Raw genomic sequence first — 26,270 nt, 5'->3', positions numbered from 1 at the left:
GGGGCGAGTAGAAAAATCAGCTTTATGCTCAATAGCGTATACTGCTCTTATCTTATATGGGGATGCAATGGTGTTATCATTGATATAAGATACGATGTAGTGCAAATGTTTTCAAAGAGAATTTAACTTTGACAGCTTAAAAGTACAAGTTTTCAAAGAGATAAACTAATTTTGTACTTGCTATTGAATCCTATAATCATGATAAAAAACATACTTCAGGTTGTTCGGAAGAAAGCACAAGTTATTTGGAAGAAAATACAAGAGCCAAAAATGGTTAGATTCATTTTAACCGCTTTGCTTATTCTCCTTATTACCTTGGCCTACCATAAGCCTTTAATGGAGTTGTACGAGGATTATATCATAACTCCTCTTCTCAAGCCCTTTGAATCAAACATAGGCGTTGGTCTCATAACTGTCGTTTTTCTGTTGGCTTGTTCGTGGGATATTGTAAAGCGATGCAAGATAAGATACCAGTTTAGCAAATATTGGATAGGCGGATTGTGTTTTGTCACAACTCTGTTGCTGATTTGTCGTCTATGTAGCAGTTATGAATATGTTATTTGGACCTGGATTTTTGCTTATGTAGATGTGATAACTTTTGTATGCTTTGCTTATGTTGTGCTTGCACTCTTTAATTGTTATAAAAAAGAGAAAGCAGCAAAAGATGAACCTATAGGAACCTTGTTGGAGGATAATCCCATAGAAAGGGAAAAGGAAGACGTTTTCAGTTTGAAGGGGGAAGCCCAAAAGATTGCTAAGGAAATAAGGGCTCGCAACAGAGCGAAGACGAGTAGCATAGCAATCACTGCACCTTGGGGTGGTGGTAAAAGTTCATTCTTAAATCTTATACGAGAGCAGATCAATGAGGACGAGTTTGAAATAGTATATTTCGTACCTCGTGATAGTAAATCGGTTCAGACGATTCAGGAAGATTTCTTTTCTATGATAGCCTGCGTATTGGCTAAATACGATTCCAGATGCAGCCATATTATGAAAGATTATATGGCTTCACTGCAATTGATAGATAACCGCAGTATAGTAGAGAGAGTTCTTAGTATATACCGAATTTGGGATAAAGACAGTCTAAAGGATTCTATCAAAGAGTCCTTTGCTGCTCTTAAAAAGAGGGTATTGGTTATAATAGATGACTTTGATCGATTGTCAAAAGAAGAAATTCTTGAGGTGCTGAAATTGATAGACGGCAATGCGGCATTTACCAATCTTATATTCCTTACGGCTTATGATAAAGAACAGGTCAATAGGGTATTAGGGGATACTTATCAGACTCCGGATGCTTGCTTTGTAGACAAATTCTTTGATGTAGAGTTTGCTATACCTTTTCGCAAATGTGAAGTCATTTCAGACTATATAAAAGCGACACTATGCAAACAATTGGCGGCAAATGATAGTGAGGGAGAGAATATACGACGAGTACTCACTGATCAAACTTCTATATTTGAGGAATACATACCAACACTTAGAGATGCCAAGCGTTATATCAATCAAGTAGTGCTTGACTTCGAACCAATAAGGGGAGAGGTCTTTGTTAGTGACTTTTTGTTGCTTCAATTGGTGAAGTATCGTTATCCAGAACTTTACAAGGGTATATTTAAGCAGAAGTATCTTGAAACAGGGGATGAGTTCTCCCTATTTGGAAATAATATATTATATCTTAAAACGGATGATGATCTAGAAAATGGTAATGAAGTAGACAAAATATTATCTGTGCTTAAATTGTCATTTACTCAGATGGATGACAATGATAAAAATACCTATCGTCGTATTTGTGAAAGAAAAAGTTTTTATAACTACTTTGCAAACCAAATATATAGTGCACTCAGAATTTCAGAGATGAAAGTGCTCTTTGAAATGGAATTGACTGAGGCGAAAATGAAGATTGATAAATGGGCTGTAAGTAAAGATGAGATAGAAGACTTCGTTCAATACTTGGCTAATCAGGATATGGGTAGTTTTAATGAAGCATCCTTTATAAGATATGTAGATCTGGTTACATATACTGCGGATAAAGTGCCTAATTTACAAGCTTATGCGTTATTTTTAAAGCTAATTGCTTTGCAAAATGTCGAAAAATATATAAGTAAGTACAAGTTAGATAAAGAATCTTATAAGAGTAGGTTGCTCGAGATTATCAAAAGCGAAGGGTCAAAACTCTATATCGCTAAAGAGCTTCATGTTGACTATACGAACGGTAAACCCAAAGAAGAGGAGTATCTGATAAAAGATGCAGACATATGGCCTTTTATAATAGATAAATTTAAAGCGGCAGCTAATGATCCTGCAACTGATGAACAATGGTTGCAAGAGCTGTTGTATAGATGCATTGAATCTAAAAAAGATGCTTTTGGAGAAGTAGTATATAATCAAGAATGCCTCTGTGCATATCGCGAAAGAATCGAAAAAGCCCCTGCTTTCTATATAAGCAATTTTATTGTTCCGCGTTGGTTTGAAGGTTCGAACTATCATTGCTTTACTTGTGAGCATTGCTGTCGAGAGATCTTTGGAGGTGAAACTCAGTTGGAGGCGTTCTTAAAGAAGTGTAAGAAAGATGAGTTAGCAGGTTCTCTTCTAGCTTGGAATTGTTGGCAGCTTTACAAAGCTAATAATTATATGCCGATAGATTACAGAAATATAGGTCCTGTGAATGAGATGATTAAGAATGATTTAGTTGAAGAGGTAAAGATGCTTGATAAGATGAAGCAGATAGAGATAGTTATATCTGAAATCAATATAGAGGATCAAACGTTAACATCTGAAGAGCTGTCAAAGCTTTCAGGACTACTTAGTAAGAATAAAAAAGAACTAAAAAACATTCAACTGCCCATAGCCTTAAAGGAAAAAATATTGAATGAGATAGATTTCAAGTTAAAGACACTATCACAAATAGAGAAGGCACAGGAAAGATAATTTATTAAAGCACTTTCTTTGAAAAGATACATACAACAATGGCCGGTATTTCAATTGAAATGCCGGCCATTGTCTTGGTTGTTTATAAAGAAGCTATTATCCTACACTGCCTTCGAGGGAAAGACTGAGGAGCTTTTGCGCTTCTACGGCAAATTCCATTGGGAGTTTGTTGATTACTTCTTTGGCATAGCCGTTGACAATCAGATCTACGGCTGCCTCGGGGGGGATGCCGCGCTGGTTGCAATAGAACAACTGGTCTTCGCTGATCTTTGAAGTCGTGGCTTCGTGCTCTACGATGGCGTTGTTGTTGTTGACATCAATATAAGGGAAAGTATGTGCGCCGCACTCGCTACCTAAGAGGAGTGAATCGCAGGAAGAGTAGTTGCGCGCTCCATCAGCGCGGGAAGAGCATTTTACTAAACCGCGATAAGAATTTTGACTCTTGCCGGCGGATATGCCTTTGGAAACAATCGTACTGCGCGTATTCTTACCTAAATGGATCATCTTAGTGCCCGTATCAGCCTCTTGGTGATGATTGGTCACGGCGACACTGTAAAATTCGGCTTGCGAATTGTCGCCCATCAATACGCAGGAGGGATATTTCCACGTGATGGCCGAGCCTGTCTCCACTTGCGTCCAAGAGAGTTTGCTGTTGGCGCCACGCAATTGTCCTCGTTTGGTAACGAGATTATATACGCCGCCGCGGCCTTCGCTATCGCCGGGATACCAATTCTGTACCGTACTGTATTTTACTTCTGCCTCTTTTTCCACAATGATTTCTACAATGGCGGCGTGCAATTGGTTCTCGTCGCGCTGTGGCGCAGTGCAACCCTCCAAATAAGAGACATAGCCGCCGTCTTCGCAGACGATCAACGTGCGCTCAAACTGTCCGGTGTTGCGTGCATTGATGCGGAAATAAGAAGATAGTTCCATTGGGCAACGGATGCCTTTGGGAATGTAGACAAACGAACCATCAGAAAAGACGGCACTATTGAGTGCGGCAAAATAATTGTCGCGATAGGGCACAACGCTGCCTAAGTATTTGCGCACCAAGTCGGGGTTTTCGCGGACAGCCTCTGACATACTGCAAAAGATGATTCCTTTCTCCTGCAACTTGTCTTTGAAAGTCGTCTTCACCGATACGGAGTCCATCACAGCATCGACAGCCACGCCACTTAAGGCCAAGCGCTCTTCAAGCGGAATGCCCAGTTTGTCGAAGGTCTTCATCAACTCCGGATCGATCTCTTTCTTGCCCGACTTTTTCTTTAAGGGGTCGGCATAATAAGATATTGCCTGATAGTCGATAGCCGGCAGATTCACGTGGCCCCATTCAGGTTGCGCCAGCGTTTGCCAATAATGAAAGGCACGCAGGCGGAATTCTAAAAGCCACTCGGGTTCTTCCTTTTTATGAGAGATAAGACGAATGACATCTTCATTCAGTCCGGTAGGGATGATTTCAGTTTCGACGTCGGTCGTAAAGCCGTATTCGTACTTTTTATCAAAGGTCTCCCGTATAATATCTTTCTCGTCTGCCATAGTTTTAATGCTTTTTGGAAGATTGCTTTGCAGCATCGGCTGCAGGCTGCATGTCTACCCAAGTTGTATCAGCAGTTTGGCCTTGCTTATCATCGCTCTGCGTAATGCCGTGCTCAAAAATAAAAGAGACGATGCTCGTCGTCGGTTTGTAAAGGTGCGACCCCGCTATCTTCTCTTGGCTGAGGAGTCCGAGTGCGTTCATAGCGCTTAGTAAGCAACTGAGCAACAAACCATATTTGAGTACGCTAACGAGCAAGCCTAAGATCGAGTTGGGCGTACCGAGTTTCATCCCTTTCAATGTCTTGGTAAGCATAGTTGCCACAAAGCCTAAAGCGATGGGGACGATGATCCACAGAATTAAGAACGCGATGAGGCTGGTCAGCATATTTACCTGTGAACCATTGACTGCTAAGTATTCTCCTAAGGTAGAGTAGCAGGTGGCTGCAATTAAGAGGCCAAGCAGAAAGCCGCCCATAGAAATGAGTTCCTTAAGCAAACCTTTCTTCCAGCCGTTGAAGCCTGCCCAAAGCAGAATAGCAATTATAAATATGTCTAATGTCATAGCTGTTAGTATTTGGTGGGCACGGAAGTGCACCGGATAAGAAACAAAGGCAGACTGCATAACATCTCAATGGATGTAACTGCGCGTCTGCCTCTTTTTCTGTTTATAGCTGGTGGAGCTGCGAAGTCAATCGAATATCAGGCCTCATACACATTATATATATAGTGGCGCACACTTCAACCGACGATGGCAGCTGCAAGCAGTTTATAGCTTCTGTTTAACTTCTACTTCTTGGTAAGTCTCGATGATGTCGCCTTCCTTGATGTCGTTGCAGTTTACAAGACTTATACCACACTCAAAGTTTGTACCGATTTCTTTCACATCGTCTTTGAAGCGCTTCAAGGCGTTAATGCCGCCGGAGAAGATGACGATACCATCGCGGATAAGGCGAGCCTTGTCGGTGCGGTGCACTTTACCATCAGAGACATAAGCGCCGGCCACGTAGCCCACTTTGGAGATATGGTAAACTTGGCGAACGTCGAGCGTTGCGGTAACTTCTTCTTTGAGGATCGGCTGCAACATACCCTCCATTGCCTTCTTCACGTCGTCGATCGCATCGTAGATGATAGAGTATTGACGAATCTCTACGCCGTCGCGATCTGCGATCTTGCGTGCTGCTTGACTGGGACGCACTTGGAAGCCAACAATCACGGCTTGTGACGCTGCGGCGAGTGTGACGTCGTTCTCGCTAATCTGACCTACGCCTTTATGGATTACATTGACGGCGATTTCCGGTGTAGATAGTTTGATGAAAGAATCGGAAAGCGCTTCGACAGAACCGTCCACGTCACCTTTGACGATGATGTTCAATTCTTGGTAATTGCCCTGCTTGATTCTTCGACCCAGTTCGTCGAGCGTCAGCATCTTGTGCGTACGCAAGTCTTGTTCGCGCTGCAATTGTTCGCGTTTAGCGGTAATCTCACGCGCTTCTTGCTCAGTATCCATTACGTGGAACTGATCGCCGGCTTGCGGGGCGCCGTTGAAGCCTAATAGCGTAGCCGCCATGGAAGGCCCTACATTATCTATACGCTGGCTGCGCTCATTGAAGAGAGCTTTGACGCGGCCAAAGTTGGTGCCGGCCAATACGACATCGCCTTGATGCAGCGTGCCGTTGCTTACTAAAATCGTAGCTACGTATCCGCGCCCTTTATCAAGCGCTGATTCGATAATCGTACCCGTAGCTTTGCGGTTAGGATTAGCCTTCAAATCAAGCATATCTGCTTCGAGCAATACCTTTTCAAGCAGCTCTTTTATGCCGAGACCTTTTTTGGCAGAAATATCCTGACTTTGGTATTTGCCTCCCCATTCTTCCACAAGGAAGTTCATAGCCGCCAAACTCTCCTTGATCTTATCCGGGTTGGCCGTAGGTTTATCTACTTTGTTTATAGCAAAGACGATGGGCACGTTAGCTGCTACTGCGTGGTTGATTGCCTCTTTCGTTTGCGGCATAATGTCGTCATCGGCCGCAATGATAATAATGGCGATGTCGGTTACTTGTGCACCGCGTGCACGCATTGCCGTAAAGGCTTCGTGACCCGGCGTATCAAGGAACGTAATATGGCGTCCGCTCTCCAACTGTACATTATAAGCACCGATATGTTGCGTGATACCGCCGGCCTCACCAGCGATGACGTTGGCTTTACGGATATAGTCGAGCAATGAAGTCTTACCGTGGTCAACGTGACCCATTACGGTAACGATCGGAGCGCGTGGCTCGAGGTTTTCTTCATCATCCTCTTCCTCTTGAACGGCATCTTGCACTTCGGCACTCACAAATTCGGTCTTGAAACCAAACTCGTCGGCAACAATGTCAATGGTTTCTGCGTCCAAGCGTTGGTTGATGCTGACCATCACGCCGATACTCATACACGTACCAATGACTTTCGTCACAGGCACATCCATCATCGTTGCCAATTCGTTTGCCGTAACAAATTCCGTTAGTTTCAGAATCTTGCTCTCGGCACGCTCTTCGCGGCGGAGCTCTTCTTCGCGTTCGCGCACTTGTTCGCGCTTTTCCTTGCGATATTTAGCGCCCTTCGTGTTCTTGTTTGACTTATTCGTCAGGCGTGCGAGTGTTTCTTTTACTTGCTTTGCTACATCTTCCTCGCTAATCTCAGTCTTAACCGCTTCTTTCACCTTACGGTTACGTCTGCGGTTGTTGCTTTGTGATGTCTGCTGATTGTTGCTGTTGTTGCCAGGCTTGCGACGCTCATTGTTTTGCAGTTGATTCGCTGTAGCGTTGATGTCGACACGCTGTGCGCCGATGCGGCTGCGTTTCTTTTTCTCGCGCTCTTTGCGGCGCTCATCTTTGCCTTTCTTCTTCGGGCGCGTCGATTGATTAAGCGTTGAAAGGTCAATCTGTCCGACAACTTTTGGCGCACTCAATTCCGGTGTTGAGCGCAATTCAAATACACCGTTTTTCGTCTCGCCAATCTGCTGTTCACGTTCTTCTTTTGTCGGTTTAGCAGGCTTTTTCGGCTTTTCAGTCGCAGTACCGGCTTCGTTCGCTGCGCTTTTTGGCTCTGAAAGAGTTTCCTTTACGGGCTTATTGACCGTTGGTTCTTCCGGCGTTGTTGCTGCTTTTGCCGGCTCTGCCGGTTTCGCTGTCGTCTCTTTTACAGGCGCACTAACAGCTTCTTTCGGCGATTCAGTAGCTATGGGCTTTGCCGCTGCAGATGTCTCAATCGGTTTCTCTTCCTTTCTTTCCGCCTCAGGAGCCGCCTCTACATTAGCAGGTGCGTCAAGATCTACTTGCCCTTTTATCTTGATTTGCGGACGCAAGTCCTCCGGAACGACAGTTTTTACCTCTTCTGTCGCCCGTCGTTCTGATTTCTGAGCCTTTTTCTCTTTCTTTTCTTGCTGACGGCCTTGGCTCAGCTCCGTAGCCTTGCGGCGCACCTCTTCATCTTTCTTAAATTCGCGACGCAACAAATCGTATTGCTCGTCTGACAATTTAGTGTTGGGGTTCGACTCTATTTCATGGCCTTTTTTGGCCAAGAATTCTACAGCCGTATCCTTGCCTATGTTAAACTCTTTGAGGGCTTTATTTAATCTTATGCTCATGCTTCGGTGGTGAAAGGGGAAAAACGGATTATTAGTATTTATTGCTCAAACTCTGCGTTCAATATACGGAGTACTTCATCTACGGTACTCTCTTCGAGGTCGGCTTTCTCAATCAGCATTTGGCGCGGAGCGTTCAATACATCCTTTGCCGTTTGCAGGCCGATTGACTTAATCGCGTCGATGACCCATTGATCGATTTCATCAGCAAACTCATCGAGGAAGATGTCGTCTTCCTGATCATCGCCCTCTACTTCGCGGAAGACGTCGATCGTATATTCCGTCAGCATAGAAGCCAATTTGATGTTCTGACCTCCCTTACCGATGGCCAGCGATACTTCTTCAGGGCGCAGATATACTTGCGCTTTGCGGTTTTCTTCATCCAATTGAATGCTGGAAACTTGTGCCGGATTGAGCGCACGTTGAATAAACAGCGCAGGGTTAGACGTGTAATTGATTACGTCAATGTTTTCGTTGTGCAATTCTCTTACAATGCCATGAATGCGGCTGCCTTTCACGCCTACGCAAGCACCTACGGGATCTATGCGGTCATCGTAGCTTTCTACGGCAATCTTTGCACGTTCTCCGGGTATGCGTGCAATGCGCTTGAGTGAAATTAACCCATCGCCGATCTCCGGAATTTCTTGTTCGAGCAAGCGACGCAAAAACTCGGGGCTTGTGCGACTCAAGAAGATCTTGGGCGTGCCGTTTAAGTTGTCGACGCGGTCGATTACTGCACGGACATTATCTCCCTTGTGGAAGAAATCGCGCGGTATTTGTTGATTCTTGGGCAAATAAAGTTCATTGCCCTCATCGTCCATCAGGAGCGTTTCCTGCTTCCACGTCTGATATACTTCAGCCGCAATGATTTCGCCCACACGATCTTTATACTTATTGAAAAGCGCATCGTGATCCAGCTCAAGCAGTTTGCTCGCCAGCGTTTGGCGAAGCGTCAGGATAGCACGGCGGCCAAATTTTGCGAAGTTAATGGGCTCGCTCACTTCCTCGCCCTCTTCGTAGTCAGAGTCGATCTCGCGTGCTTCAGTCAGACTGATTTGCGATTTGTGGTCTTCAACAGCATTGTCAGCCACGACTACACGATTGCGATAGATTTCGCAGTCGCCTTTGTCCGGGTTGACAATCACGTCGAAGTTTTCATCTGAACCGAAGAGTTTTGTAATAACGCTGCGAAAACTCTCTTCAAGCACACTGACCAACGTCGTGCGATCTATGTTTTTGTTCTCTTTAAACTCAGCAAAGGTATCGGTGAGGCTGATCACCTCGGCTTTCTTTCTGGGCATTGTATATTGTTTTTATTATTTACGTGAACTAAGTTGCGTCTGCCTATGATCGGTGTGCCATAGCTGTCCGTACGTTTATTTTGCGTCTAAATCGTACTTCGTATATTTAACGTCCTCGAAGCGGAAGGTGAGGTCCTTGTCTACCCATTGCGGGCGCTTTGCCCCTTCGGGTCGCACTTTTTCCTTAATCGTCAGGATAAAGTGGTCGGACTCGACGGCCGTTAATATGCCGCGCAACTTCTTACCTTCACCGGTTAGCACTACGACCGGTGAGTCTACGTGAATCTCATATTGGCGATGCACTTTAAAAGGTTGGCCGATGCCTGCACTGCCCACTTCCAGCTCGTAGTCTTCTTCGTCGCGATTCAAACGTTCTTCGATATAACGGCTTAGGTCTACACAGTCTTCAATCCAAACCCCCTCTACGTGATCCATCTCTACGACGATGCGATCGTCCGGGGAAACGGTCAGGTCCGTCAGAAAATAATCTTTTCCATCGAGCCATTCCTCTACCAGTTGTTTTACGACGTTTTTATCTATCATACATTATATAAAGATATGAGAATGCGCCCCATCTGCTCTTGTTTTTTTGGACGAGATGGCGCTTCCCCTTGCGGCTGCCGTTTGCGATCTGTAAAGAAGCGTGATGCAAACAGACGTAAACGGTTAAAAACAAATGAGGAACTTCAAAAAGTCCCTCACCCTTTTATGTCCGCAAAGATACGAGTTTCGCAAGTAATTACCAAGAGATTAAAAAGTTTTTTCGCTTTGTCAGCATCAAATTTTGCTTGTTGGCCTTTAATGCCTATTTTTGCACCGGAAAAATATAGGCCCCGTAGCTCAGTTGAATAGAGCATCAGATTCCGGTTCTGAGTGTCGCGGGTTTGAGTCCCACCGGGGTCACATTGAGAGAAAGGCAGTTTTGTCTTTCTCTTTTTTTATGCCCTTATGTGTCGCGCAAGGTTTAGCATTGTTCAGTGCCGGTTTGCCCTCTCTCGATTTTGATGCAAACTGGTTCAAGGCGTAAGGACTTAATCTTCTTCTTTGTCTCGCCTTTTGCGGGTAATACGAGAAACAGTGAGGTGTTCTGGTTTCTTTTGAATTTATTTCCGCCGGTTTTGTGACTATTTTTGTCCGAGGTGTTTATTGTTTGCCGGCACCAAACGATTGTTGGGTGGGAGCAAACTATGGTTTGGTGGGGTCAAACGATTGTTTGGCGGGAGCAAACAATGGGCGTTTGAGCGTAGGGCGGGATTTCTTGACTTGTTGGCGGCTTTTCGTGCGTGTTTTTTGTAGTGAGATTATGAGTTGATGATGGTGATTCTGATGGGGCGTTTATTTGCTTGCGGGCGGTCGTGTCCTTTGCTGAAATTGATGCGCAAGGAAGTGGAGTCGGGAATGTGGAAACAGGATGAGAATAAACTTTCAAAGGGGTAAAATGAGCGCACCCCCGTCCCGATAGGGGCGAGGGTGGATATAAGGAAGCGGAAAGGCCGCTAAAGGATACAAGATTGTGGCGTCGCGGGCTTATCAGACGGCCAGGAAAGCCAGAACGATAAACTGGGCGCACAGGACGCGGAGGAAGGTGATGAGCGGATAGACTGTAGAGTAGGCCACGAGCGCCGCATCGTTGTTGCCTTCGCTATCGGCATAGGCCAAAGCGGGAGCATCGGTGTAAGCTCCGCAGATGAAGCCGAGAATAGTAAAGTAGTTGATCTTATATTTTATGCGCGCGAATGTGGCTACTACGACTAAGGGAATGGTTGTAATGAGGAAGCCCCAGAAAACCCATTGTGCGCCGTTGGCGCTAAAGACAGACTCGACAAACTTCGGGCCGGCGGCGAAGCCTACTGAGGCTAAGAAAATGCACATACCAAATTCGCGAATCATCAATGCGGCCGAGGTGGAAGTATAGGAAACCAACTTGAGTTTGTAACCATAGCGGCTGATTAGGATTGCAATGATCAGTGGGCCGCCGGAGAGTCCCAGGCGCAGCGGCATGGTCATTCCAGGAAAAGCAATGGGCACGCTGCCAAGCAAAATGCCGAGGAGTATGCCGAAGAAGAAGGTAAACATGTTGGGTTGCCGCAGGTGTTTCTGCGAATTTCCCAAGCGGCCGGCCAAATGATCGACGTCGGCTTCGCGACCTACGACCGTCAGTTTGTCGCCGACCTGCAAAGTGAGATGGCGAGAAGCCAAAAGTGAGACGCCGGCCCGCGTTACGCGCGTGGCATTCAGTCCGTAACCGTTGCGTATGCGCAGTGCGCCCAGCTGTTTCCCGTTAATCTTTGGATTGGATATGAGAATGTTGCGCGAAACGACCTTTCCCGGCTCCTTATCCCAGTTGCGCTCCACCGTAGGCCCCACAATCTGCCGGAAAGCCTCGACATCTTCGGGCGACATTACGACTAAGAGCAGGTCATTGACGCCGATTTGCGTGTCGTAACCGGGTATTAAGATTTGCCCGTCCGGCTTTAGTATGCGCGAAACGACATAATCGTGGTCGTAAACGTTGTGCAACTTAGACACCGTTATGCCATCAATCAGCGTATTGGTTAACTTAAATGTGCCGATAAATGGTTCTACGTGAGCGTCGGCCTCTTCTTTTTCCACGGCTGCTTGCTCTGCTGAAGGATTGATGCGAAATATCAGTTTGATAAACGCCATCACGAGAACCGAAGCGATGATCGTGACAGGATAAGCTGCGGCATAGCCCATCGTCATCTGCGAGATTGTCTGCGCATAGTCGCCCGGTGCTTCCTGCAAAACCTGCTGCGCAGCACCCAATCCGGGCGTACACGTCACGGCGCCCGACATAATGCCGACCAATTGGTAGATGCTCGTCTTATCGCTATTGAAAAAATAGATCGTAAACAAGACGATGAGGTTCAGCAGGACGACAAAGATGGCCAAGACGTTGAGGCGAATGCCGGATTGCCGAAAAGAGGAGAAGAAGCTCGAACCCATCTGTAAGCCTACCGTGTAGACAAAAATCAGAAGTCCGAAGTCGCGCATAAAGAGCAAGACCTGCTGGTTGATGCGAAAGTCTAAGTGGCCCATCAATATGGCAATGAAAAGCACGATCGTCATCCCAAAAGAAAAACCTCGGATCTTTATCTTACCCAGCAAGATGCCTAAAGATATGACAACTGCATAAAGAGCGATAGTATGCGCCACCGAATCTTGGTTATAAAGTATGTCGTTAATCCATCCCATTGTAGAATAGTGATAGTCTTGAATGTGTTAAATAATAAATCAACTATAGATTGCTGTGCAAAAGTACGCCCTTCTCCGTATACAAACAATTAAAAAGGAGAGAATCAACCGTTGCAAACTCAAAAATAATGAAAGATGCAAAGTGGAGTAGAGAAAAGCCAAGATAGAATAGCCTCGCCTAATTTTCTTTAATTTCATGATGTAAGCCAAATAGATTGTGTATTTTTGCGCCGTGGAGTAATATTGCTCCATATAAATTAAACTTGATAAAAACAGCAATGAAAAAGACATTTATCTTGGCTGCAGCGCTCGTAATCGGTTTGGGCTTTACGGCTTGCAAGCAACAGACGAAAGAAGCTACACCTGCAACAAACGATTCTACGCAGGTGGCAAATGATTCTACTGCAACGGACGGCGTGAAGGCGCTCTTTTCTACCAACGACGGCAAAACGCCGACAGAAATCAACCTCTTAGACAATGCAGACCTCAAGGCTCGTATGCAGAAGCTTGTTGGCGGCGAATATGATAACGTGGTGAAGAATTTCAATACGGTTACGCCGATCGTTTCTGAAAATGGTATTTATAAGACAACGGGTGGTAAAGCGCACGAAGTGCCGGCTTATCAGACGACAATCTATTATGATGCTAACAACGACAACTTGAATGTCGTTATATCTCAAAACGATAAGGATAAGACTTACGTTGAGAAGGATACAATCAAGGTGACGGAAACGCTGAAATCAAAGTAAAGCGGTCGTTAGTTTAATGCTATAAATGCTCCGGAAGTTATTATGCTTCCGGAGCATTTTCTTTTTGTAACAATCAAAGACTTGGGTGGCGCTATTACAAATCTGCGGCGCGATACGAAGAGTACTATTTCTCCTGTTGCGTACAAACAAGGAAACGCCCCATTATCGCTAAACGATAACGGGGCGCTGTTTATAAAGCGGACAATGTCCGGCTATTTTTAGAAGTTGTAGACGAAACCAAATTGGAGCGTAGAAGCGTCGAGATTGAAGCCGAAGCCGTCTTCACCCAATACGTTGGTAACACCAATGCCACCGTTCTTGGCATCAGAATCACGATAGCCTAAGAAACCGAAGTGCGTGATGAAAGAAACACGTCTGTTCAGATCTACAGAAAGACCCGGCGTGATACCGATTTGCCAAGTAGAATATTTAGGATCGTGGCTACCCGGTTTATCTAATGTTGAAGAAAAGAAGCTAAAACCGCCGTCAGCAAAGAACTTAACGGGGCCAAGCTTTGCGAAAGTGTAGCGTGCATAAGGCGCAACGTTAACGGTATTGACATCATTGCCGCCTACGTAATCGTATTGGTAGCCTACTTGCAAACCAAGCGACCAATCGCTATCGAGCTTGTAACCAATTTCCGGTCTCAAAGAGAACTGTGTGTGGTTGCCATCAGGGTTACGCCAAAAGCCGCCTTCACCACCAAGATAAACTTGTGCGCTGGCTGCGATAGTTACTACTGCGAATGCGAATGTTAGGAATAACTTTTTCATTGTCTGATAATTTAGTTAAACATACGGAGGCTTACGCCTGCCGATTTCCTTTTTATAAATGATTTGTTTTTATCTCGTTTGCTGTTATCGTCTCTTATGGTCGCTCTTTTGTTCTTTTAATGTCTAAAGCGTTGAGCCGAAAGGCGGAGGGAGGCAACACAAGTGCAGCTTTTCTCGCGCCGTTATGTTAATGACGGGACAAAGATACGGATGTTACAGACGATAAAGATTATTTCCTACACAAAAAAAGCTAAAAGTAAGCTTCAGTCCCTTTAATACCGTGTATTATGATAGTATTTTCACCGAAATAGAACAATAAATTCTTGAAGGAACCCATTTTTAGACCCCAATAAACGGACTTAAAATTCGCTGAAGACGTGGCAGGAAAAACTCAATCATTCCTTTTTACGTGTGATGTTGCAAGAATCTATCCTTATATCCCATCTGACATCTATTTATTATTTAATGTACGTTCAATATAAGGGAGATCCTCTAAGAACTGTAGGAGTGAACTCTTTTTGCAAATTTATGATGGACCATAAAGCAATTGCCCGATGCATATTTGCGCCTAACATAGCTGCGAGAATAGTGGAACGTTGCTATATATTCGATGGGTTTCGCAAGTGTTTTACATCAGCATAGAAAGCACACTCTTTGTAAGTTTCCGATAAAGGACAACGTAATATATTCCTCTCGTTGTACGGCTGAAATCGCCTTACCTCAACGGGCAAAGCAAGATTAGATAACGACTTATTCAATTAAAAAACACGCGCACAATAAGCCCTTAGGTTTGGACTTTCAAGGTACGCCGGCGGGCGTTGGTTTGTTTTGAAAGACCAACCCTAAGGGGTTGTCATTACTGCTACTTGCTGATGCAGCGTTGTCGCTTCGCTCCAATACCTACCCTACCAAAAGACTAACCCCGATGGGGTTATTTGTGGACGAGCGTACGCGATAGTTGGACGACTTTGGGAGGATTTTACCATTTGTATAGGTGTGGACGACAGAGATCAGGGTATTTGTAGATCAGTTGAACGGAGAGATAAATAACTTATATTGTACTTTTTGAAACAACCATAACCTCGCCCCAATCTTCAGCAGGCATATTAGGATCATATGGAGTAATACGCACAAAACAACCCCTTTAGGGTTGGTCTTTTGGCAGGGCAGGGTTAAGGTGTGAAGCGGCTTAACCCTGTCGCAACGCGCCGCCAAGTGCACCCCCTTAGGGTTGGTCTCTCAAAACGGCCGCTTATCTCCGTTTGAATATGTTGATAAATTAAACTACCAAAGTTCACATCCGCAACAGCAAGCCTAAGGGGTTGTCAATTTAGCTATGCTCCGAGGCAGCGTTGACGCTTTACGTCAACACTGCCCTACCAAAAGACTAACCCCGATGGGGTTATTGGCGGACGGAAGTGAGCGATAGTTGACGATTTTAGGCGTGCAAATGTTAGCCTCATATTTATATTATGTCAAAGGTAACACAAAATTAAACCGACAAAACCACACCCTCAAAAACAACCCCTTAGGGTTGGTCCTTTGGCAGGGCAGGGTTAAGGTGCGAAGCGGCTTAACCCTGCCGCAACGCGCCGCCAAGTGCAACCCCTTAGGGTTGGTCTTTCAAAATCGTCCGCATATAGCCGTTTGTATATGCTGATAAATCAAACCACCAAAGCCCACCCCGGCAACACAAGCCCTTAGGCTTGGTCTTTTGGCAGGGCAGGCGTTGGAGCGAAGCGACAACCCTGCCATAGTTCGCCGCAAAAATGCAACCCCTTAGGGTTGGTCTCTCAAAATATCCGCATATAGCCGTTTGAACATGCTGATAAATCAAACCACCAAAGCCCATCCCTGCGATACAAGCCCTTAGGCTTGGTCTTTTGGCAGGGCAGGCGTTGGAGCGGAGCGACAACCCTGCCATAGTTCGCCGCAAAAGGGCAACCCCTTAGGGTTGGTCTCTCAAAATATCCGCGGATTGGCTTATAATCAAGCGATTATTGTGCGTTTTGTCGGCTCGCCGGAAATGCTTACCTTTGCATACGCAAGGGCGGGGAGCGCTCTTGGCTTAATTATTCACCAATTAAATCTATACCACAATGATTAAATTCGTTATCAGAGCGAAGAAAAATCCGCTCAAGAGAGATCAAGTGAAATTTTATCCGCAGATGGCGCCGGGCGTGCCCGTGATGTTGCGCACGATTGTCGGGCGCATCGAGAAACGTTCGGGCGTATCTTCTGCCTCCGTCAAGGCGGTGTTGGATGCCCTGCAATATGAGATTCTCCAAACACTTGCGGACGGTAATTCGGTTCGCTTAGGTGATCTCGGTTCTTTTCGCCTGACGATGCACGGCGAGGGCGTAACGACGGCGAAAGAGGCCAAGGAAAAAGGGGCAAATCTCATTAAGCGCGTGAGCGTGCGGTTCACGAAAAGCAGTACGATGCGTATGGCTCTCGATAAGCGCAACTTAATCTTCGGTGCGCAGGATGATATTCGGAATGCGAAGTAGTTGAGGATTGAGGCACAACTTAGTGCCGGCAAAAATCACAAGTAGCAAAGGCCGCGTTTCCGTTTTCGGGGGCGCGGCTTTTTCGTACCTTGTTGAAAATGGGCCGTTTTTTGGTGATGCGGGGATAGGGATTGTTCCAACTTTCACCTATGATCGGAAAAATTGTCTTATAGGAAAGTTGAAACGGTCTTATAGGAGAATTAAAATTGTCTTATAGGAGAGTTTTTTCGATCATAGGTGAAAGTTTGGCGGCGGTGGCACGTTCAATGTAAACAGTCAGGAACAATGTGGAATCTACACAAGTGAAACTGATTTCACTATCAACAACTATATCGTGAATGCCAAGGTACAAAACGGAATCGCGGGATATAATGGTTCAAAAGAAAAGTTACTTATCAGAAATGCTACGGTAACGGCAGAGGGAAAAGATGGTTCTATTTGCGACTTCGCTTCACTCACGCTAGAATATTATAACATCACGCAGCCCTCAGGAGCAACTTTCGATGAATCAAAGCATGCTGTCGTACTCAACGGCGAGGTGGAAGATTTTCTTTGTAGATGCGTCCGTTTAATCAATAAGGGTTGCTGACGATGTCTTAGGGCGGACGCGATTATTTCGCTTCAAGCGGCAACATCGTTACCTCTATGCGCCGTTTTTGAGCCAGTAGTGCCTTGCAAAGTTGCTGTACGTCCTGTGCAGAGACCTCTTGCGTCATCTTTTCATAGTCAGCATCAAAATCTACTCCGCTATACACTATATTATATAAGATGTGTAGCCAATAATGGCAAGAGCGCGCTTGCTGTTGATGCGCTTTCAGCAAGAATTCCTTTGATTTTTGCAACAACTCTTGCGCAGGTCCTTGCTCCGCCAAGCGTTTTAGCTGCTTGTAGACCAAGGGAATTAACTCCTCATAGCGCTGTGGGTCCGTGCAGAATGCGATTTTTAAGAGCGCATTAGGCGTTTTCAAGTTATCTAATTCTGTAATTACGCTGACGTGATAGGCACCTCCCGATTCTTCGCGAATGGTATCTGTGTACATCATCTGAAGAATGTGCTTGAAAGCATTGAGCGTTATGCTGCTCTGCGGTTCATAGAGCAGTTCAAAATCGTAGAAGATTGAAACAGACGCGTATGGCGTAGCTTGCCGACGCCGATAAATGTACGTTTCGTCCACATCTCTCACCGCCGGAAGAGTCTCACTCCGTTGCGTACCTATGCCGGTTGCCGCAGGTAAAGAAGCCACGTAACGACAGAGTAAGGGACGCAAAGTTTGTAAGTCAATATTCCCCACAAGAATCACGTTGCAGTCATTCATCCCGCAGAAAAGTTGGCGATAGATTGCCTGCATACGCTCGTAGTCCGCTTTTTCTAACGTCTCCATCGTGGTTGGTGCGGTGCGTGGGTTGTTTCCGTAGCGCGCTGCCGCAATTGAGTCGTTGTAGGTTACGTTTGGGTTTGCCTCGCGATTGATCAAGAACGACTGCATCCGCTCTTTGAAACCGTCGTAAGCAACTTGATCTTTGCGCGGCTGCGTTACATATAAATAAGTCAACTCAAAAAGTACCCTCAAGTCTTTTATCGAAGCCGTACCCTCAACGCCCTGCGTCCGTTCATGGATAAAAGGCGCGACCCGCATCGACTTTCCGGCCAGCCAACTGCGTAAATCTGCCGCTGAGAGCTGTCCCCATCCGCCGGCATCCATTGCCCCTTTGAGCAAAGCCAGGTTGGGTGCATCTTCATCGGGAAAGAGCTGCTTCCCGCCTTTGCCAAAAAGTTTGAAACTCACTTGATCGGCGCCGAAAGTCGTAAGTTTTACGTAGACGTTTATGCCATTGCTCAACTTAAATACGCGCCCGCCCGCTTTCGTATGATCATATTCTGCCAAGATCTTGCCCGGTTTCGGGAAAGTCGTGAGTGGCATCTTCGGGCGTGCACTTTCCTGATAAGCCGGATAGATTTGCTCTTGTGCAGCACGCACACAGCGCTCCAACTGTTCGGTCGAGGGTACGCGGAAGTCCGCCTTTTGGGGTGCATAAAGCAGCAATACTTGATTGCGGTCCGTTACCAATTCTTTAATGGCTGCATTTACATCAGCCAAGGTCAGTTCCGCATCAAACTTACGCCGTAAATGCAATTCTTCCGCCGCAGAAAGTATCGGCTCACCATAAAGATAATGATCCAAACATTGCTTTACGTAATGATGATTGGCCAATTGTCCGCGCTGTTTATCGCAGCGCTCGGCCTTGTTGCGCAAGATGGCTTTCGCCCGCGTCAGTTCTTCGGTCGTGAAGCCCTTTTGCCGCGCCTGCTCAATCAAGCCTACGGCCGCCGATAGTCCTTCTTCAACCTGATCACCTTTGCAAGAAACGCTTAGCGAAAAGGCATTCTTTGTCTGAACAATCAAAAATTTTCCATCTTTCACTGATGCCGCGGTAAAAGGCACTTTCGCTTCGCTTTGCCGCTTCGACAAACGCTCGTTAAGCATCAAGCAAATCAGGTCTTTCTCATAGATTTCTTTCCGGTAGTGCTCGTCAGATCGCGCCGAAGTTGGCTTCGCGTCGCGCTTCATATAGAGATGCGCCAAAGCGATCGGCTGTTCGGCGTCACGCATCACGTGCGTAATCATACGCTCGTTGTCAGCCACGGGATAATATCGGCGTTGGGGCGCATTGGGCGGCAGAGAGATGTCACCAAATAGCTGTTTGATTTGGTTTTCTATAGCATTTACATCCACATCTCCCACAATGACGACCGCTTGTAGGTCCGGCCGGTACCATTTGTTGTAATAATCCCTCAACGCATCGGGCGAAAAATTATTGATGACGTCCAAATGACCGATCGGCATCGCATCTTCATATTTTGAGCCTTTGAAAATGACCGGAAAAGCGTCTTCCATCATTCGCGCCACAGCCATTCCGGTGCGCCTCGTGCGCCATTCTTCACGCACGACGCCGCGCTCTTTGTCGATGGCCTTCTCTTTGAGTAAAAGCCCATCGCACCAATCTCGCAGGATCAACAAGCACGTGTCTGTTACGCCCTGACGCTGCACGGGAGCGGCCGAGATGTGATAGACCGTGCGGTCAACGCCGGTGCAGGCATTCAGGTTTGTGCCAAACTTAATCCCGACGCTTTCGCACCAAGATACCAAGCCGGGCGATGCCCCCTCGCCGCGAAAATGGGTCGACCCATTAAAAGCCATGTGCTCGAGGAAATGAGCCAAGCCGCGCTGGTGTGGCATCTCCAAAATAGAGCCTACGCGCTGCGCCAAATAGAAGCTGGCCAAGCCCGGTTCAGCTGCGTTGTGGCGGATATAGTAAGTCAATCCGTTGGATAAGCGCCCTTGCCGGTAGGTCGCTTCCTGTTGCGCCGGTAGCGCTGATATGAGTAATGGCTGTAGACTCATAAAGTAGAATATCCTTTTAGGGTATTTGAAAAGAACGCTTTCGAAGTGCCGTGCATCCTATATAATAGGCCGGTCGCGCGATTTTTCTTGTCGGTTTTGGGGTTTGAGCGGAGCAACTTCGCCGTTTGCGTTGCGCCCATCGGCTTATTGAAGGCTTGTTGCAAGGAAATGAATCGGATTGCCCCAGCTGTTGTTGCCCCAGTTTTGGTATAAACTCGGTGCAGCGGCCTTTTGTCTCGGCTTGCATTGAAGTCGAGTGGCAAGAAATCGATTGAGTGTGGACGCAGTTTCATTTTCCGCTTGATTAGTGCGTGCAAATGTAGAGGCACAACGCATTTTCGACAATACCTAAAAGAGGGGATTTTGCAGGATGGCAAAAAGATGAAAAACTAATTTTAGGATATAAGGTGCTTAATCGTAAATTGGAAGTGACAAACTCCGGGCTTATGACGCCCAAACCCCTTTTTAGATGCAGCAGCATCAAGCGATGCCCAATAAGCTTTGCGCCGCCGTTCCGGACCTCCACCGTAAATGCCGCTTGTGTGTTTGTGCGCTTTCGGCCGGCGCTTTGCAGGGCGCGTAGTTAAGGCCCTCCGTCAGCCGGTTTTAATGTATGATAGAGGCGGTCTCCGTTGGACGAAAGTTGCGCTCCTTGCGCTCCTATGCCGCCTTGCTTTGGTGAGGCCTTGCCTTGAATTTCGATGAGTTTATGTGTGGAAATAGATTCGGCAAGTCGATGAAAAACAGTGCATTCCTTGTTTTTTAGGTGCAAACAACCGCCCTTCTCTTTCATTGTCGGCATTTGCGAGTTGCGCATTCGCAGCGTTTTATCGTTTGGCGGCAGCAAACCATCGTTTGGTGGGAGCAAACTATGGTTTGCCAGGAGCATACTATCGTTTGGTGGGAGCAAACGAAGTGCAAACAAATGGCGATGAAGGACCAACCCAATCCGCACGTGAAAAAATGCGTGCTACGCCCCTAAACGGTGTGCGAGAATGTAGAATAAACATTTCGTCGTCGGTATATAATAGGACAAGTGTAAGGGTGGGTAGGTGATGATGGACCGTAAATCAGTTGTGAAAATAGAAAGAAGCAAGCTGCGCGTTCAAAATACCGTAAAATAGGTATTGTTGAGCCGAGAAGGCCCCTCTAACTTTGCACCCGGTTTTACGACCATATACAACAACAATCTATAATTAAATTTTTCGCAATGAAAAAGACAAGCTTTATACTCTCAGCATGGGCCGCGTGCTGTTTGCCATTGGTCGCCATGGCGGATATTCCGCCGGCGCCCAACTTGTTTCGAGCCTCGCCGGCGCAATATGACTTTCGCATAGCCGAAGTGCGAGGCGATTACGGGCAAGATTTCCAATTTCAGTATGACAACTTCGGCTGTCTTCTACGCCAAGTAGGCCTTTCAGACGACGGCGTTGAAGTTGAGCAGAATGTCTACACCTACGACGCCAATCATTACTTGGTTCAGCATGAAGAATGCGTAGGACTGAAAGACGACGGCACACCCGTCGTCGACTTACGCCAGATCTATACGCGCGATGCCAAAGGCTACATCGTCGGCTATAACCGCTGGAAGCGTAGGGCACAGGAGGAGACCGACTACGAAATGTTTGAAGATATTCGCGGGAGCTATACGTACGATGAAAAACAGCGACCTACGCACGCTGTTTATATGTATTATGATGGCGAGAAGGCGGAATGGTATGAAGGTCTTGTAGTCGATTTGACATATACAGAAGATGGCAAACTCGAATCGCTGACAAAGACCGTGGACAACGCCTTGTTTGAAAAAGAAGAGTTGACTTACAACGAACAAGGTAAGATCGCCGGGTTGACACTTACTAAGCCGGGTGCGAACGACGTCGTTTGGATGTATACCTACAATGCTGCAGGCGACATAACTCAATCGGGCCGCCCCGGATACTATTTCAACTATACGTATTACGAAGACAAGACGCTGGATAAGACGTTCATTCCGCGCAAAAACATTGTCGACAAGTCGCTTTTTGGCTTGCGCAATGCCATCACGTGGTATGCTGCGCCTACGGAAAATAGCTACGTACACGCCATTCAGCACGAAGAAACGACCGGTGCAACGATGGTCTACGAACCGATTGACCAAACGAACGTAGAGCGCGTGATGCTTGGCGATAAAGTCGAGCAAGACGCCCTCGTCGTCGAAGGCCGTTGGCTGCGCATAAAGCCGAGTGCTTCCGAACGGGGGAGTGTGTTGCGCATCTTCGACTTGTCCGGCCGCTGCATTAAGATGCAGCAGGTGGATAAAGCCCTTGAACGCATTGATCTGACGACTTTGCCCTCTGGAAACTACATCGTAAAAATCGCTCAGCACGAAGCAAAAATCGTGCGCTGAGCTCATTTTAATAGATACCTTTTTCTCAATGTGGCGGCTGGGGACTCGCGGAGATTTTTCTCCGCCCCCGCCTCTGCCGTCACAATCAAAATGATAACACAACCCAACTCGCCTCGTATCCACAAGAGAGCTGCGCGTTCAAAATACCGTAAAATAGGTATTGTTGAGCCGAGAAAGCCCCTTTAACTTTGCACTCGGTTTTACAACCATATACAACAACAATCTATAATTAAATTTTTCGCAATGAAAAAGACTACCTTTATGCTGCCACTTTTAGTTCTTGGCAGTTTGTTCTTAAAAGCCGTTGCACAACCTGTGATGGCAGAACACCGCTTTTGCGCCGACCCCGCTCGGTATCAATATCGTCTGACCGATATGAAAAACTGTTATGGGCAGGATATGCATTACGATTATGACAATGCCAACTGCTTGGTGAAAGAATCAGTCTATGAATCGGGCGGTGACTTGGCAGAGGAAACACTTTACACGTATGATGACCGCCATTATTTGATTAAGATGGAGATGCGCGAGTATCCGAGAGGCGGCGGTGATCCTATCGTGAGTTATCGCCACCTCTATACACGCGATGATCAGGGATACATCACGCAGTACACACGCCTTCGCCGTCGCGCTTTGACGCCCCAGGATTTGGAACTTATCGAAGACGTGCACGGAAAGTACTTCTATGATGAGCAACATAAACCGATACGTGCTGAATATGAATTCTGGGATGAGCAAGCGAATGATTGGTATGAAGGAAAAACGTGCAAGCTCGCCTATAACGAGAAGGGACAACTCGAAACGGTGACCATGTTCGCCGATGGCTCGACTTTGGAAACAGAATATCTGATGTACAACGAGCAAGGGAAGGTTACCAGCCTTAAGCTTGTAGTCCCGGGTAAAAATGATCTGATAGAGGACTATACGTATGATGAGCATGGAGATATTGTTAAAGCCGGACGCACTGATTTTATGTTTGAATATACGTATGATCAGGATAAATTGGCCGAAAAGACCTTTTTCCCGCGCCATACATTGCGCGATCTGACGTATTTCGGAAAGCGGAATTGTGCAGCCTTTTTCGGTTTGCCGGAGGAAAACAGTTTTACGCACGCCGTGGCAAGCATAAAACTACCGGCACCGGACGATGAAGGCGAAGAGGATGAGGGGGAAAGCGAAATTGCTACAATGGTGTATGAGAAAATCGAAACTACCGGTGTACACAACGCAGCAACGCAAGCCGGCACGAACGCAGTGAAGGTAGAGATCAAAGCCGGTCAGCTCATTCTCAATGTGGACAAGTCGCTCGTAGGCGGCGAATGGCAACTGTTTACAACGGCGGGACAATTGTTGCAACGTGGAAACATAGCCAATGTAACAACGACGGTAAATATTGCTACGCTCACGCCTGGAACTTATGTTATCAGACTTGGCCATGCAGCTTTCACGTTTACCAAATAAGACATTCTACTATTGTCTTGTGATAGGTGCGACTTCCGAATAAATCGGAAGTCGCCTTTCACGCATTCTGCTATTCGGCTAAGAAAATGTAGCCTTTTCAAGATTGCTTGAGGGCGAGTAGTAACTACAATATATAATGTATAGTTTACCCCAGTATGATGAAAAATATAGCTTTACTCCTGCTCTTGCTTGTCGTGACGGCTTTGCCAAAAGAGGCCGCAGCCGATAACATTGCTGAAGTCGTACGTCATACCATTCGTGGCATTGTTGTCGACGAAGATCAGAAACCAATAGCCGCAGCTTCCGTGCGCTTGGTCAACACAACGCTTGCCAGCGGTACAAACGCGAAGGGCGAATTTGTGCTCCAAGTGAAGCAAAGACCGAAGTATACGCTCGTCGTTCAGGCCTTAGGCTACACATCAAAGACCATTGATCTCGAAGGCACGAAAGATACGCTGCTAAAAGTGGTGCTCGAATTGACAACAGGCAGACTTAATGAAGTCGTCGTAACAGGTTCGCGCATAGAAAAGCCGCTGAAGGACGTTCCTATCATTACCCGCGTGATCGGTAAAGATGAGATAGCGGCTGTGAACCCCATAGATGTGAATAGTCTACTCGAATATACGCTGCCCGGCATACAGTTTTTTTACAATTCAATGAGTCAGACGCAGGAGATAAGTTATCAGGGGATGGATAGTAAGTCGGTACTCTTTCTCGTAGATGGCGAGCGCCTTAGCGGCGAAGGCGCCGATCACAACATAGATTTTAACCGCCTGAATGTAGACAACATAGAGCGTGTAGAAATCGTGCGCGGTGCGGCTTCAACGCTTTATGATAGCCGAGCGATCGGGGGGGTAATCAACATTATAACGAAGCGCGCCGAGCGCCCAATAAACGCAAACTTCACAGCGCGCTATGCCGGTGTGAATGGGCAAAAATATGGCGCTGAATTTGGATGTCGTAGTGAGCGATTTTCTTCTTTTACAACGCTTGGATTCAGACATAGAAGTACCTATAAAATAAAAGATGGCACAGGAAAGCGTGTGGATATTATCAATCCGGATGGCACGACCGATACGCGCGAACTGCCGCCTTCGCAAGCGGCGATCTACGGCTACCGCATTTGGGACGCATCGCAACGTTTTAATTATGCCTTTACCGAACATTTGAGCGCGCAGCTGTCGGGCTCATATTACGGTAATCGTCGTCCGCCCAAGAGTGGCCGGAAGTTTTATGATAAATACGAAGATTGGGTCATAGGCAGTAAAATCAAGTATATCTTCGACGATAACCATACCCTCGATTTCAACTATAGCTTTGACAACTATACTAAACGAGCCGTATATTTCCAAGCGGGTAGAAGTGTGCGCAGCTATGGCAATGTTAATAGTGTGGGACGCCTTAATTATACGGGCAACTATGGAACGCATACGCTAAGCTTTGGCGGTGAATGGCAGTATGAGCGCCTGAAACATTATATGATGAAGGATACAGGGACGGTTTCCGGTTCACACTATGCCGCTTATTTGCAAGAAGATTGGCGAATTACGCCCCAATTGAATATTGTGGCCGGCGTGCGAGGCGATAAAGCCTTTCAATATAAATTTCATTTGACGCCGAAGATTTCAGTTCTTTACCGCCCGTCAGCAAACCTAACCTTGCGCGGCGGGTATGCGCGGGGCTATCGCGTACCTACGCTTAAAGAGTTGTATCAAGAGTTTAATATGGCCGGAATCCTTATGCTTTATGGTAATAAAAACCTCAAACCCGAGAAGAGTCAGCAATATTCTTTGTCGGCAGAGTATAATAAGGGCGGTCTAAACTTGACGGTGTCAGCCTATCATAATCGCTTCAAGAATAAAATCTCGTATGAGTATCTTGAGCCCGGGGTTTCTTATGATATGCATTACGTCAATGCGGAAAATGTTAAGACAACGGGCATCGAAGCTACGGCAGATTATCGGCTGCCTTGGGGATTGAAGGTTACCACGGCTTATGCTTATGTAAATAACTATGAGAAAGTGAATGGTTATAACACGTCGTGGGTTCGTCCGCATAGTGCCAAACTCAATTTACAATACAAACACAGTTTTCATAAAGTGCAGGGTACGGTGGCCTTTAATAGCCAATGGGCGTCGCGCATTACAAGATATTCTTATGACGCCAAGTTGAAAGGCTATCGCCAATACGTCTTTGATGCTCGTGCTATCTGCTCGCTTAATTTAGGCGTGCAATTTTTGCGGGGCGTAAAACTGGGCTTGATGGTGGATAATTTGTTTAATTATAAAGATAAAGCCGCTGATTCTACCGTGCAAGCGCCACTGAATGGCGTCAGTTATGTAGCTACGTTGGCGCTTAACATCTCTGATCTTGTGAAATTCTAATAG

At 46.3% G+C, this 26,270-nt stretch carries 16 protein-coding genes and 1 tRNA gene; 8 read left to right on the top strand and 9 right to left on the bottom strand.

The window, feature by feature from the left end; all coding sequences use genetic code 11:
- The first annotated feature begins 198 nt into the window (after positions 1-198).
- Entirely contained in the window at positions 199-2,925 is a 2,727-nt protein-coding gene (locus GCWU000325_RS00955; protein WP_006254028.1) for a KAP family P-loop NTPase fold protein, read from the top strand.
- 96 nt (positions 2,926-3,021) lie between these two features.
- Here GCWU000325_RS00955 and sufB read toward each other — a convergent pair whose 3' ends face one another.
- The 5 genes from sufB to rimP all read right to left on the bottom strand — a co-directional run bounded on the left by sufB (position 3,022) and on the right by rimP (position 9,927).
- Positions 3,022-4,461 (bottom strand): Fe-S cluster assembly protein SufB, encoded by a 1,440-nt coding sequence (gene sufB / locus GCWU000325_RS00950; RefSeq protein ID WP_040598721.1) that lies wholly within the window; start codon positions 4,459-4,461, stop codon positions 3,022-3,024.
- 4 nt (positions 4,462-4,465) lie between these two features.
- On the bottom strand, positions 4,466-5,023 hold the full coding sequence (locus tag GCWU000325_RS00945) for a CvpA family protein (protein WP_169303805.1): 558 nt from the start codon (positions 5,021-5,023) through the stop codon (positions 4,466-4,468).
- A 204-nt stretch (positions 5,024-5,227) separates the two neighbouring features.
- Positions 5,228-8,086, bottom strand: coding sequence for a translation initiation factor IF-2 (gene infB / locus GCWU000325_RS00940; protein ID WP_006254025.1), 2,859 nt, complete (start codon positions 8,084-8,086; stop codon positions 5,228-5,230).
- A gap of 38 nt (positions 8,087-8,124) precedes the next feature.
- Positions 8,125-9,384 carry a transcription termination factor NusA gene (gene nusA, locus GCWU000325_RS00935; RefSeq protein WP_006254024.1) on the bottom strand — a complete coding sequence of 420 codons (1,260 nt, stop codon included), beginning with the start codon at positions 9,382-9,384 and terminating at the stop codon, positions 8,125-8,127.
- Positions 9,385-9,459: 75 nt separating this feature from the next.
- On the bottom strand, positions 9,460-9,927 hold the full coding sequence (rimP, locus tag GCWU000325_RS00930; RefSeq protein WP_006254023.1) for a ribosome assembly cofactor RimP: 468 nt from the start codon (positions 9,925-9,927) through the stop codon (positions 9,460-9,462).
- A gap of 286 nt (positions 9,928-10,213) precedes the next feature.
- Between rimP and GCWU000325_RS00925 the strand changes: the two genes are divergently transcribed.
- Positions 10,214-10,287: transfer RNA gene (locus GCWU000325_RS00925), tRNA-Arg, on the top strand.
- A gap of 627 nt (positions 10,288-10,914) precedes the next feature.
- Here GCWU000325_RS00925 and GCWU000325_RS00920 read toward each other — a convergent pair.
- Entirely contained in the window at positions 10,915-12,600 is a 1,686-nt protein-coding gene (locus tag GCWU000325_RS00920; RefSeq protein ID WP_006254020.1) for a putative transporter, read from the bottom strand.
- Between the two features lie 278 nt (positions 12,601-12,878).
- Between GCWU000325_RS00920 and GCWU000325_RS00915 the strand changes: the two genes are divergently transcribed.
- The gene (locus GCWU000325_RS00915) at positions 12,879-13,349 is read left to right on the top strand and encodes a hypothetical protein (RefSeq protein ID WP_006254018.1); all 471 of its coding nucleotides are present in this window, start codon (positions 12,879-12,881) and stop codon (positions 13,347-13,349) included.
- Between the two features lie 218 nt (positions 13,350-13,567).
- Here the strand turns inward: GCWU000325_RS00915 and GCWU000325_RS00905 are convergent, their stop codons facing one another.
- Positions 13,568-14,122, bottom strand: coding sequence for an outer membrane beta-barrel protein (locus GCWU000325_RS00905; RefSeq protein WP_006254016.1), 555 nt, complete (start codon positions 14,120-14,122; stop codon positions 13,568-13,570).
- Positions 14,123-16,221: 2,099 nt separating this feature from the next.
- Between GCWU000325_RS00905 and GCWU000325_RS00895 the strand changes: the two genes are divergently transcribed.
- Positions 16,222-16,632, top strand: coding sequence for an HU family DNA-binding protein (locus GCWU000325_RS00895; protein WP_006254013.1), 411 nt, complete (start codon positions 16,222-16,224; stop codon positions 16,630-16,632).
- Positions 16,633-16,966: 334 nt separating this feature from the next.
- Entirely contained in the window at positions 16,967-17,221 is a 255-nt protein-coding gene (locus GCWU000325_RS00890) for a hypothetical protein (protein WP_006254010.1), read from the top strand.
- A 22-nt stretch (positions 17,222-17,243) separates the two neighbouring features.
- Here the strand turns inward: GCWU000325_RS00890 and GCWU000325_RS00885 are convergent, their stop codons facing one another.
- Both GCWU000325_RS00885 and GCWU000325_RS00875 read right to left on the bottom strand, forming a co-directional pair.
- Complete coding sequence (locus GCWU000325_RS00885; RefSeq protein ID WP_006254009.1) at positions 17,244-20,036, bottom strand: M16 family metallopeptidase; 2,793 nt, start codon at positions 20,034-20,036, stop codon at positions 17,244-17,246.
- A gap of 583 nt (positions 20,037-20,619) precedes the next feature.
- Positions 20,620-20,925 (bottom strand): hypothetical protein, encoded by a 306-nt coding sequence (locus tag GCWU000325_RS00875; RefSeq protein WP_006254006.1) that lies wholly within the window; start codon positions 20,923-20,925, stop codon positions 20,620-20,622.
- Positions 20,926-21,246: 321 nt separating this feature from the next.
- On the opposite strand from GCWU000325_RS00875, the gene GCWU000325_RS00870 reads away from it, so the two are divergent.
- The 3 genes from GCWU000325_RS00870 (at position 21,247) to GCWU000325_RS00860 (ending at position 26,267) form a co-directional block, all read left to right on the top strand.
- Positions 21,247-22,422 (top strand): T9SS type A sorting domain-containing protein, encoded by a 1,176-nt coding sequence (locus GCWU000325_RS00870; RefSeq protein ID WP_006254005.1) that lies wholly within the window; start codon positions 21,247-21,249, stop codon positions 22,420-22,422.
- Positions 22,423-22,665: 243 nt separating this feature from the next.
- Positions 22,666-23,883 (top strand): T9SS type A sorting domain-containing protein, encoded by a 1,218-nt coding sequence (locus GCWU000325_RS00865; protein WP_006254003.1) that lies wholly within the window; start codon positions 22,666-22,668, stop codon positions 23,881-23,883.
- Positions 23,884-24,038: 155 nt separating this feature from the next.
- Entirely contained in the window at positions 24,039-26,267 is a 2,229-nt protein-coding gene (locus GCWU000325_RS00860; protein WP_006254002.1) for a TonB-dependent receptor, read from the top strand.
- Positions 26,268-26,270 lie beyond the last annotated feature (3 nt).

This window comes from Alloprevotella tannerae ATCC 51259 (assembly GCF_000159995.1).
Taxonomy (GTDB): Bacteria; Bacteroidota; Bacteroidia; order Bacteroidales; family Bacteroidaceae; genus Alloprevotella; species Alloprevotella tannerae.
This window is presented reverse-complemented; position numbering and strand designations above follow the sequence as displayed.